The sequence below is a fragment of the Verrucomicrobiota bacterium genome, from assembly GCA_016871535.1.
Taxonomy (GTDB): domain Bacteria; phylum Verrucomicrobiota; class Verrucomicrobiia; order Limisphaerales; family SIBE01; genus VHCZ01.
Map to the genome: position 1 here is coordinate 1 of VHCZ01000216.1, position 10,659 is coordinate 10,659.

Here is a 10,659-nt window from a genome sequence, read left to right on the forward strand (position 1 = left end):
CCAAAGGCCGCCTGGCTTCGTTGCTCCTCAGTCGAAGATCCAGGGAGGATATTCTCCTTCGTCGCGCCTCGCCATCCGGCCTTTGGCGCGAAAACAGGACCCCGCGGAATTTTCGGACACGCTCTCAGCAAATCCGTGCTGGTCGCAACCGCAAACCCGTTCAACGAGCGAGCCGTCCGCGACCTCGACAACTTCAGCGCGCCAAGCGGCAGCAAGAGCCGTTTCCTCTGGTATGTGGCTTCCCCAACCGAACTGGTCAAGATCTTGAAGAAAACTTTCCGCTGATGACGCCCATCAAAACATTCGGCGAACGCATCGCCGACGCGCTCGTGGAAGACGGCTTCCTGTCCAAGAAGCAAGTTGAAGAATTGCTGGAGCAGCAGAAGAAGGAAGGCACGCGCCTCCTCAAGCTCATTCTCGGAAAATCCTACATCAGCGAGACCGATCTCGTCGTCTCGATGGGCCGCGTGCTGAATACGCCTCCGGTCAACTTCGCCCGCATCAGCATTCCGCCGGATGTGGCGGGACTCGTGCCGCGCGAAGTGGCCCTGAACCACAAAGTCGTGCCCGTCTCCCGGCTCGACAACCGCTTGTTCCTGGCCATGGCCGATCCGTTGAACGTCCTCGCCCTCGATGACGTGAAGCGGATCACCAAACTGGAAGTCTGCCCGATGATCGCCTCGGAAAAGACGATCATCGACAAACTCCACAATTTGGAGAGCAAAGCCGGCAGCATGAAGGAAATCATCGCGCAGCAGAAGCAGGCCGAACTGGAAGCCGAAGCCGCAAACCTCGAAGTCTCCAAGGAAATCACCGAAAACATCAGCGTGGACCAACTGGCCGCTTCGACCGAGGAAGCGCCCGTGATCAAGCTCGCCAACTTGATCCTGGTCCAGGCCATCAAAGAGCGGGCGAGCGACATCCATATCGAACCCTTCGAAAAGAATGTCCGCCTCCGCTACCGAATCGACGGCGCGCTCGTCGATGTGCCAGCGCCTCCTAAAAACCTCCACGTGGCGCTGACCTCGCGGCTCAAGATTCTGAGCAACCTGGACATCGCCGAAGGCCGCCTGCCTCAGGACGGACGCATGCGCATGAAAGTCGGCGGGCGGGACATCGATTTGCGCGTTTCCTTTCTGCCCACCGTGCACGGCGAGAAATGCGTGCTCCGCATCCTGGACAAATCGAATCTCTCCGCCAGCATCGAGAAGCTCGGCATGGACGCGGATACGTTCCGGCGGTTCAAGGCCGCGGTGGATGCGCCCCACGGATTGATGCTCGTAACCGGACCCACCGGTTCGGGCAAGACCACGACACTCTATTCCGCGCTGAACGAGTTGAACAATCCGGATTACAACATCGTCACCGTCGAAGATCCGGTCGAATTTCAAATTCCCGGCATCAACCAGGTTCCCGTGAACAAAGAGATCGGTTTGACCTTCGCCTCATCGCTGCGCTCCATTCTGCGGCAAGACCCGGACATCATCATGATCGGCGAAATTCGGGACGAGGAAACGGCGGAGATAGCCGTCGAAGCCGCGCTCACGGGCCACCAGGTATTGAGCACGATGCACTGCAACGACGCCGCCGGTGCGATCGCGCGCCTTGATGACATGGGGATCGCGCCGTTCCTGATTTCCTCGTCCGTCATTCTGGCTTGCGCCCAGCGCTTGATGCGCCGCATTTGTTCGCTCTGCAAGGAACCGGTCACCTACCCGCCCAAGATGTTCCAGGATTTGGGGATCGATCCAAAAATGTTCGAAGGCGTGACGCTTTACAAAGGGCGCGGCTGCGATCGCTGCAAGAACTCGGGCTACGCCGGCCGCGCCGCGATTATCGAAGTCATGACCGTGACCGATGAAATCCGCAAACTCGTCATCAATCGGGCCAGCGCGATGGAGGTGGGGAAAGTCGCCATTGCGCAAGGCATGAAGACGCTGCGCGTCGTGGCATTGGACAAAGCGCGCGAAGGCATCTCCACCCTCGAACAGGTGCTGGTGCTGACTTCGAGCCACTGAGTTGGTATGCGCAGGGCGGGCCAAGAATCGTGAGCAGTAATCGGTATTCAGTCATCAGAATTCAGTAGCGTGTGCTTGAAATGACTCTCCCTCCTCATGCGGCAACTCACATTCAAGCCGCCCAGGAGTTCCTCAAGAAGGGCGACCACGCCGGAGCGGAGCAGGCACTGAAACAAACGAGTCCCGAATTCCTGGACCACCCCGACGCGCTCGAAGTTCGCTGGGAACTGGCGGCCCACGCGGGAAACTGGGATTCGGCCCTGGCCTTGTCGAAAGCCCTTTGCCAGCTCACGCCGGAAAGCGAGTACGCCTGGCTGGGGCAGGCCTGCAGCCTGCACGAACTTGGCCGCAAGCAGGAAGCCTTCGACACCCTCGTCGCCGCCTTCCAAAAAGTCCCCAAGTCCCCGATGATCGCTTACAACCTCGCCTGCGGAGCGTGCCGCCTCAAACGCCCGGCTGACGGCTGGCAGTGGCTCACGAAAGCGATCGAACTCGGCGGACGCGCCGAAGTCAAACTCATGGCGCTCGACGAGCCTGATCTCGCCCCGTTGTTGGATCAGATTTGCGCGTTGTGAAAACTGTCCGCGTGGCGTGGTGGCGAAATGAAATCTGACCTCAGGGATTCTCGGCCGGTGGTGTTTCCGGAGGAGTCTGGGGCGGATGCGCCGTGAGGTAGGCATCCAGTTTCTCGACGAGCGGTGGCAGATCCCGCTGCGCCGACTCCCACAGTACGTCAAGCTTCACGTTGTCATAGTCGTGAATAATCCGATTTCGCATCCCGATGGCGAGCCGCCACGGGATGTCAGGAAACTGCTTCAAAACTTCCGGCGAGAGATGACGCGCCGCTTCGCCAATAAACTCGAATCTGCGGCAAACGGCATCTTGCCGAAGAATATCCCCGAAGAATTCGGCTCGGCTCACCCCGCGCAGATGCTCCTGGATGAGTCGAGCAGAATGAAGGATATCTTCCAGATAGGTGTCATCCTTCGACATAGAGTGGTGCTGTGCGGCTGAGAATCGACATTTTGCGGCGGACATTCCGACTCCGCTCCACCGTTGGCCGGTCCAGCAGATCCACCGACCGACCGAAGATCTCCGCCAGCCTGTATTCCATGTCCACCCAGCCAAAGAGCGTCGGCTGCACGTCGGGCCTCAGAGTGCAGAGCAAATCCACGTCGCTATCGGTGCGGAAGTCGTCGCTGAGTGCAGAACCGAACAGCTCCAATTTGGCGATGCCGCGTTCACGGCAGAACCGGCGTAGAACTTCTGGATCGTAGGCCAGCGTCATACTGCAAACACCGTAATCGAAATGGCCGCCGAAAGAAAGCTCCTGCAACGCCTCTGGGAATAAGACTGAATGTGGCCCAGAGTCGATGAGCCCGTGGAAACGGATAATGATTCTGTCAATCCTCGATAGAACCGAGGGCAAGACCCAGCAAGACGCATTGCGCGCGCATCTACTCTGCTCGCCGCACCGGAGTAAAACCGAACGCACAATACCATTGACTGCCTCCTTTACTCCCCCCCTTTATGGACCGAACACATCATCTCAAACCTCCTACTGTGAAAAACAATTCCCCAATCTACCAACTGAAGGTTGTCTTGCTGGGCAGCGAACCGCCCGTCTGGCGGCGGCTTCAAGTGCCTGCGGAGGCCCGCCTCGACTGGCTGCACGCCGTCCTCCAGGTCGCCATCGGCTGGACCAACAGTCATTTGCACCAGTTCATCGTGGGCGAGCAATGCTACTCGGACACGCGCCATAGCTTTGCCGAGTTTGAGGGTGACCCGGAAACCCAGGAGGAGCGCAAATCCACTCTCCAACAAATCGCACCGCACGCGCAAGACGCCTTCGGCTACGAATACGACTTCGGCGATTCGTGGGAGCACGAGATCGTGGTGGAGAAGATCCTGCCTCCCGATTCGTCATTGGCAACGACTGCGCGTTGCCTCGATGGCGCCCGGGCGTGTCCGCCAGAGGATTGCGGCGGCGTGTGGGGCTACGAGGACCTGCTCAAGATTCTCAAGAACCGGAAACACTCCGAGCACAAAAGCATGAAGGAATGGCTGGGCCGCCCGTTCGACGCCGAAGGTTTCGACTTGGAGAAAGTCAACGTCTGGCTGCGGAAACTGAAATGGCCGCGCGTCACGGAAGCCCAGTTGCGCAAGGTTCTCATGGGCCGGGACAATTACCACCAATGAGCCGGAATTCACACCGCATCAGCAGCCGACACTTCCTCGCCCTGAGCGCCGCGTCCGGGCTTGGCGTTTGGTCCGGATGCCGCACCGTCGGCACCGGGCAAGCGGAGGCAAAGCAACCCGGCAGGCTCTTTTTCACCTCGCAAGGCCGAACGGCCATGATCCGTGCCGACGGCCGCGGGTTGCGCTACTTCGACTTCAAGGCGCCAGACCAGGTCACCTGGCAGCCTGGCCCCTTTCTTTCAGACGGGCGCCGCGTGATCTTCCTCAGCATGGAAGCACGGCGCGATGGCCCGGGCCGGCCGTTTGCCGAGTATTATCACCGGACCCCTCGACGTACGGGAATCCGCAGAATCGCGGCGGCGGATCCAACCTCGCAAGCTGGACACACGACGGAGAGATTCTTTTTCCCAGGCGGCTCCCCGGCGCGAAAGTCCCGTGGGAATTCCAACCGCAGCGGCCGGATACGGATCATTTCAACCGCGATTTCAAACCGGAACTGGCCCGCGGCGGCGCTGAAATCTGCCGGCTAAATCCGCGCACGGGTGCCACGACTCTGCTGAGCCACCGCAAGCCTCCAGTGTGGGACTTTCGCGCCAGCGAATCGCCGGACGGGCGGTTCATCGTTTTCTGCCGCGCCGAGACCGGCGGCGCGCGCGGCATCTGGGTCATGGACGCCGATGGCCGCAACCCGCGCCTCTTAACGCGCGGTCTTGAAGATAAAGGCGCCGATCACCCGCGTTGGTTGCCGTTCTCCTTAAAGTCCCAGCCAGGATGACTCAACCATATCTAAACAGTCCCAATTGGGAGAGCACACGCGCCCTCGCGCCTTCGCGACGACGAAGCCGCTCCGGCGGCGCAGGCGCGTGTCCCGACCGGCGCCTCGCCGATCGGATCGTTGTCGAAACCATGGCGCTGAATGGGATAGTTCAGTTCGATTGAATGGAGTCGGCGAGGGCGCCGACTCCAGCACGCGGGGGCGCGTGCGCTCCCCATCGCTACTGAATTGACACGGCTTCCGCTGCGGATTCGGTTTTGAGCCGCTGCCGCTCGGCGGTCTTGGCAAACGGATAATAGACAGCCATGGCCAGGGCAATGGACACGACGCCCCAGATGGCCGCGCGCCAGTCGCCGCCCGTCACAAGGTAATGGCCAATCACCGGCGGCGTGGTCCAAGGGACATTCACAAAAGGTTTTGCGATGACGCCCCAGTGCATCAGCAGAAACGTCGCGGCGGTGAGCAGCAGCGCATTCAGAATGTAAGGAATCATGAACACCGGGTTGAGCACGATCGGAAAACCGAAAAAGATCGGCTCGTTGATTTGAAAGATCTGCGTCGGCAGCGAGAGACGGCTCACTTTGCGAAAGCCCGGTTCCTTCGAATTGAACATGATCAACGCCAGCGCGATCGTCGCGCCGGTCCCGCCGACGTTGACAAACGTGGTGAAGAAACCCAGCGCGGTCACGAACGGAAGGGCTTCCCCCTTGGCGGCGGCTTCGACGTTGGCCGCGAGGTATTGCAGGAAGACCGGCGCGACAAACGCGTCCAGCGTGTTGTCGCCGTTGATGCCGACCGACCAGAGCATCGTCACCAGAAGCGCATACACCAGGATGCCGGGCAGCGTGTTGAGCGCGAACAGCAGCGGCGAAAAGACAGTCTGGACGTGATGATTGATGTCGATGCCGAGCACGAACCGGATCGCCCAGAACGCCAGCACGAGAAAGATCATGGGCACCAGCGAGAGGAACGATTCATAGACCACCGCCGGAACATTCGCGGGCAGTCGGATGACGAGGTTGCGTTCGGTGAAGAATTTCTGCACCCGCACGCAGATCAGCGCGACGAGAATCGCGGTGAACAAGCCCGCTGATCCCAGCCCGGCCATGACCAGGCTTTGTTCTTTCACCTCAATCTGCAGTGTCAAAAACACCAGCGCCGCCGTTGAAGCGCTGTTGATCGCCTCTTGCTTGAGCCGTTTGCCGAGGTCATACGCGATGGCAAAGGACACAAACACGCCCAGCAAACCGAAGGTCGCGGTCACCGGCACTTGAAGGAGCGGCAAGACGGACGCGACCTTCTTGTCCCAGCCCGGCACTGGGAGATTACAGATCGCGGTGAAAAGCCCGCCGAGAATCGTCAGCGGCACAATGGCGACCATGCCGGCGCGGATCGCCGCCAGATACGTATTCTCGCTCATCGCCGTCAGGACCGGGACGAGAGAACGTTGGAATGAACGGTTCGCGACGCTCATTTGAATTGGCCGGCCTGTCCGTTTCTATTCGGTTCCGGAGGGGAGCACACGCGCCCTCGCGTGCCGTGGTTGGCGCCCCCGCCGACCACACTATTCCGTCCATAAAAGCGATCTTTGACAAGATGGTTTCCTCGACGATCCGGCCGGCGAGGGCGCCGGTCGGGACACGCGAGGGCGCGTGTGGTCCCCGCTTTCAACGGCATGTTCACGAGTTAAGGCGCCGGGCCCAGCGGGCCAGGGCGCCGCGGTTCTCGTAGATTTTCTCGAAGGCCAGAGCAACGTCGTTCATGTCCGACCGCGAGCCGAGGAATACGCGTTGCTCGATCCAGAGGCCTTGTTGAGCGCAAATCCGGTCGCTGTTCGGGCAGTGAACTCGGCGGAAGTTCAGCTTGCTCCGCACACCAGCCAAGTAGGGCCCGAACGATTTGTGGAGAAACATTGGCTGACGGTTTAACGAGATGGCGTACCCGCCAGAGCAAGGAACGCCCTCGGCCTGCAACGCGTGAATCACCGCGGAGCGGGGCGCGCCAAATTGGTCTCCGTCGAGCCGCAGCATGAAGAGATGGAAGCTGTGGCGCACGCAATCAGCGGGCCGCGCCTGGGGGAAGACACCCGGGAATTCGGCCAAGCGCGCGGCGAGCCAGCGGCCATTCCGGTCGCGGGTCGTGGTCTGAGCTTCAAGCCGATCAAGTTGGGTATTGAGGAGCGCGCCCTGCAATTCTCCGAGGCGATAGTTGCCCGCGAGAAGATGATGCTCATACCAGGCGCCTGACGGAACGCGCCCGCAGTTGTGCAATGAGACGCAACACTCGGCGAGGGTGTCGTCGTTGGTCGTGATGATGCCGCCTTCGCCGGCCGTGAGGTTCTTGGTGGACTGAAATGAGAAGGAGCCCAGGTGCCCCAGAGAACCGGCCGGGCCATCGCGGTGCAGGCCTCCGTGCGCGTGTGCGGCATCCTCAAGGATCGTCAGGCCGTGCTTGCGGCCCAGTTTCCGAAAGGCAGCCATGTCCGCTGTCTGGCCCGCGAAGTGCACGGGAATGATGGCTCGGGTGCGCGCGGTGATTGCCGCGGCTGTGGCCGCAGGATCGAGATTGAACGTGTTGAGGTCGATGTCGGCGAACACCGGCACGCCGTTTGCCTCAATAACAGCCGAAGCCGTCGCATAAAACGTGTAGGACGGCACGATGACTTCATCTCCGGCCTCCAGTCCCGCGGCCATCAACGCCAGGCGCAGCGACACCGTGCCGTTGACGACCCCGATGCCGTGACGGCAGCCGTGCAGGGCGGCGAATCGTTTTTCGAAGGTCGCGACTTCGCCGCCGTCGAGCTTGCCCCATTTGCCGCTGCGCAACGCGCGCAGCAACCGGCGTTCGTCGGCCGCTCCGAAGACAGGCCAGCGCGGGAAGAGGGTTCGCCGGATTGGCGCGCCGCCGAAGAGCGCGAGAGTCAGTGTATCCATGGTTGTTGGAGCATTCCGCCTTCGTAGCGCAGAGTTGTACTCTGCTGTTTCGCCGATTTGAAATCGGCGGCGTCTCGGCAGCGTTCAACGCGCCACATCTCGCCGAAGCTCGGCAGGATACAATCCTGCGATACGGCAGATTTCAAATCTGCGCTGCGGGCAACCGACGAGTTCTTGAGATGCAAAGTACTCAACGACGGAGCAAGTTTTGCCGGAAAGATTTCCCCATGTAAATGCAACCGTCGCGGCCTTCGCCGACGCGGGTCAACTCGCGGAAGCCCAGGTGCTGGTAAAAGCCGAGGGCCGGTGTGTTCACCATGCTCACGCCGAGATGCGCGCCGGGCGAACCGCGTTGCCGCAGCCGATCCATCACCTCCTCCAACATTCCGCGGCCCAGACCGCGTCCTTGAGCCCGCGGCAACAGGTCGATGTGCAGGTGCGACGGATATTCGGCGTACGGCTCGGGTGTGAAATAATCGGGGCGATGATACCAGGAATGCACCGTTTGAGCGCGCGTCCACCGGGCAGGATCGCCGGACGGCATCGGGAATTGCGCGCAGAGGCGCGGGCGCCATTCGCGCTCGTAGCGGTCATAGAACGCGCGTGAGTCCAGCGCGCCCAACGCGTAGCCGCAGATGCCATCCTTGTCTTCGAGGATAAAGCTGAAGTCCGGTTCGAACGCCAGATATGGCCCGACGAAGATGCGCCCCAGCGCATCCGGGTCGTCGCGGTAAAACGGTTCGCCGTCCTGGCCGTAATCGCCCGTCTTCATACAGACATGGCAAGCGCCAGGTTCATCCCCGGCGCGCGCGGGGCGGATGAGGAAGTCGTTCATGGCTTGGTGGCAGAAGCATCGCAAGCCGGCGCGAAAGTTCCGTCAGGACGCTGCGTCAGCAGCCGTTGTAGTCGCGGAACGAATCCGCCGCGATAAGTGCCCGGCAGATGGAAGTCCGACTGCGCCACAGCATTTGGATTCTCCTGTTTCAACCGGATGCAGCCCTGCAACAGGTCGAGTTCCTCGCGCAGTTCCCAGATGCGGCGGTGCAAGGCGTAAAAGAGCGGACGGTCGCGTAACTCGGCCAGCTTCGCGCAGAAATCGCGCAGACGCTGCGCACTCCTCAGGAACTCGTCAGCGGCGGTTCCCCATTCACGCGGTGGCAAGTTCAGCAGATTTCGCGCGCATTCGTATAGCCTCTCCGCGAGCGGGCCTTCCGCGTGCGGCAGGTAATAGCAATCGCCGAACAGCAGGACGTCATCAAGCGCTGCCGGTTCGCCAACGCCTCCAAACCGCGGCCGCCACTCTGCCATGGCGGCGACATAAGCCGCGCGCGCATCCCACACGCTCCGGCTTTGCAGATACGCCGCGAGCGTGCGGAGGGGAACGTAATTGAGTGGAAACTCGGTGTTCGGATTGGACAAGATGCCGCTGACTTCGCTCCGCAGTTCCGGCGGCCGGCCGGCGTAAGGTCCGCAGAAGAACCGGCGCCCATCGTAATCATTGGCGTGAAGATTGTCCCAGATCAACGGGCGCCGGCGCAGTCGAGTCCGTAGTTCCTGAACATGGCTGACGGTGATTTCCCGCGAGACAATCTCCGGCCCGGTCCAAAAGACTTCAATCTCCGGCGCGAGTTCACGGCCGACCGTTTCCAGATAATTCGCCCCGCCGAGATGGCGGTCTGCCATGCGCCCGCAGTAGGGCGTGGGACAGAACAGAAAACGCCCTCGCGGACGCCGCTCGCGCAGCCAGCGAAAAGCGGCGTTGGTGACGTGGCATTGCGCCGCGGCAAAGGAGCCGAACCGCTGCTGATCTGCGTCGCGCATGCGGTCCGGGATGTCGTCGAACAGCAAGGCAAAATCGTCGCAGCCGAGGTCGAGCATTTGGTCGAAGCAGGCCAGGATGCGCTGCAATTCGGCCGGGTCGCTGTAGTGGATGTCTAGCCCCGGACTCAGCGCGTAGATGAAGCGAATTCGGCGAGAACGACAACTTTGCGCCAGCGCACTCAGGGCCTCGGCTTCGGCAGGCGAATACAGATCGCGCCAAAGCGCGCGATGCTTGAGATCGTCCTTGGGCGCGTAGAGATAGGTGTTCAACTGCCAGACAGATATCCAGCCTAGCAGTTCCGTGCGTTCCGCCGGCGACCACGGCGGGCCGTAGAAACCCTCGATGACTCCGGCGAGGAAATCGCTGCTGATGTTGTCTGGCATGCTGTGTTGTTCTAAGCACGACACGCGGATTGGACCACCCGATGATCGGCGAAATCCGCGGTCCAATCCTTTCGCGGAGAACTTGTCGCTGTCGTGTCGTGCCGCTGGCGACGGCGTCAGTATTTCAAAGTCTCGAGGGTCCCGTCCATCAAGGAATACCGCGATCGGCAGTTCTCGACTTTGGACTGCTTCCATGAACCCTGAGCGCTTCTACGGTAGGGCGAGACCGTCCCGGCGAGCCGGGCGCGACGTGTTCGGAACACGGTATCCCCTCAGTTACTGCTTGGTCCGTAGGATGGACGACAAAGCTCGTAGCGCAGAGTTGCACTCTGCCGTATCGCAGAATTGTATTCTGCGGGGCGTCTCCCAGTCCGAGTAACGCTGGGACTTGCCGGCGCCCTTAGTGGTCCGTTTCGTAAATACGCTCACGTTCGTTGCGCCCAATTTGGCCTGGGGCAAGGCGCGACGAGCGAGCATCCCCCGCCAGTGGGGCTGTGACCGAGGAGCAACGCAGCCCCAGGCAAAATTC

General features: G+C 61.1%; 10 protein-coding genes and 1 pseudogene. 4 read left to right on the forward strand and 7 right to left on the reverse strand.

Going from position 1 to position 10,659, the window contains the following annotated elements; translation table 11 throughout:
* A partial coding sequence (locus tag FJ398_21335; protein MBM3840458.1) for a hypothetical protein occupies nt 1–260 on the reverse strand: 260 nt, incomplete at its 3' end.
* Nucleotides 261–284: 24 nt separating this feature from the next.
* On the opposite strand from FJ398_21335, the gene FJ398_21340 reads away from it, so the two are divergent.
* A complete protein-coding gene (locus FJ398_21340) occupies nt 285–2,018 on the forward strand; it encodes a secretion system protein E (GenBank protein MBM3840459.1) in 1,734 nt (577 codons plus the stop codon).
* An 80-nt stretch (nt 2,019–2,098) separates the two neighbouring features.
* Nucleotides 2,099–2,593 carry a hypothetical protein gene (locus FJ398_21345; GenBank protein MBM3840460.1) on the forward strand — a complete coding sequence of 165 codons (495 nt, stop codon included), beginning with the start codon at nt 2,099–2,101 and terminating at the stop codon, nt 2,591–2,593.
* A gap of 40 nt (nt 2,594–2,633) precedes the next feature.
* Here FJ398_21345 and FJ398_21350 read toward each other — a convergent pair whose 3' ends face one another.
* Nucleotides 2,634–3,056, reverse strand: coding sequence for a DUF86 domain-containing protein (locus FJ398_21350; protein MBM3840461.1), 423 nt, complete (start codon nt 3,054–3,056; stop codon nt 2,634–2,636).
* The gene (locus FJ398_21355; GenBank protein MBM3840462.1) at nt 2,998–3,447 is read right to left on the reverse strand and encodes a hypothetical protein; all 450 of its coding nucleotides are present in this window, start codon (nt 3,445–3,447) and stop codon (nt 2,998–3,000) included. Before FJ398_21355 ends, FJ398_21350 begins: the two co-directional genes overlap by 59 nt.
* Nucleotides 3,448–3,548: 101 nt before the next feature.
* On the opposite strand from FJ398_21355, the gene FJ398_21360 reads away from it, so the two are divergent.
* Together FJ398_21360 and FJ398_21365 are read left to right on the forward strand one after the other, a co-directional pair.
* Nucleotides 3,549–4,217, forward strand: coding sequence for a plasmid pRiA4b ORF-3 family protein (locus FJ398_21360; protein MBM3840463.1), 669 nt, complete (start codon nt 3,549–3,551; stop codon nt 4,215–4,217).
* A gap of 122 nt (nt 4,218–4,339) precedes the next feature.
* A pseudogene (locus tag FJ398_21365) lies at nt 4,340–4,992 on the forward strand (hypothetical protein).
* A 220-nt stretch (nt 4,993–5,212) separates the two neighbouring features.
* Here the strand turns inward: FJ398_21365 and FJ398_21370 are convergent.
* The 4 genes from FJ398_21370 to FJ398_21385 all read right to left on the reverse strand — a co-directional run bounded on the left by FJ398_21370 (nt 5,213) and on the right by FJ398_21385 (nt 10,325).
* Complete coding sequence (locus FJ398_21370) at nt 5,213–6,466, reverse strand: PTS sugar transporter subunit IIC (protein ID MBM3840464.1); 1,254 nt, start codon at nt 6,464–6,466, stop codon at nt 5,213–5,215.
* A 205-nt stretch (nt 6,467–6,671) separates the two neighbouring features.
* Nucleotides 6,672–7,925 (reverse strand): DegT/DnrJ/EryC1/StrS family aminotransferase, encoded by a 1,254-nt coding sequence (locus FJ398_21375; protein MBM3840465.1) that lies wholly within the window; start codon nt 7,923–7,925, stop codon nt 6,672–6,674.
* A 190-nt stretch (nt 7,926–8,115) separates the two neighbouring features.
* Nucleotides 8,116–8,760 carry a GNAT family N-acetyltransferase gene (locus FJ398_21380; protein ID MBM3840466.1) on the reverse strand — a complete coding sequence of 215 codons (645 nt, stop codon included), beginning with the start codon at nt 8,758–8,760 and terminating at the stop codon, nt 8,116–8,118.
* Entirely contained in the window at nt 8,757–10,325 is a 1,569-nt protein-coding gene (locus tag FJ398_21385) for a hypothetical protein (protein ID MBM3840467.1), read from the reverse strand. Before FJ398_21385 ends, FJ398_21380 begins: the two co-directional genes overlap by 4 nt.
* Nucleotides 10,326–10,659 lie beyond the last annotated feature (334 nt).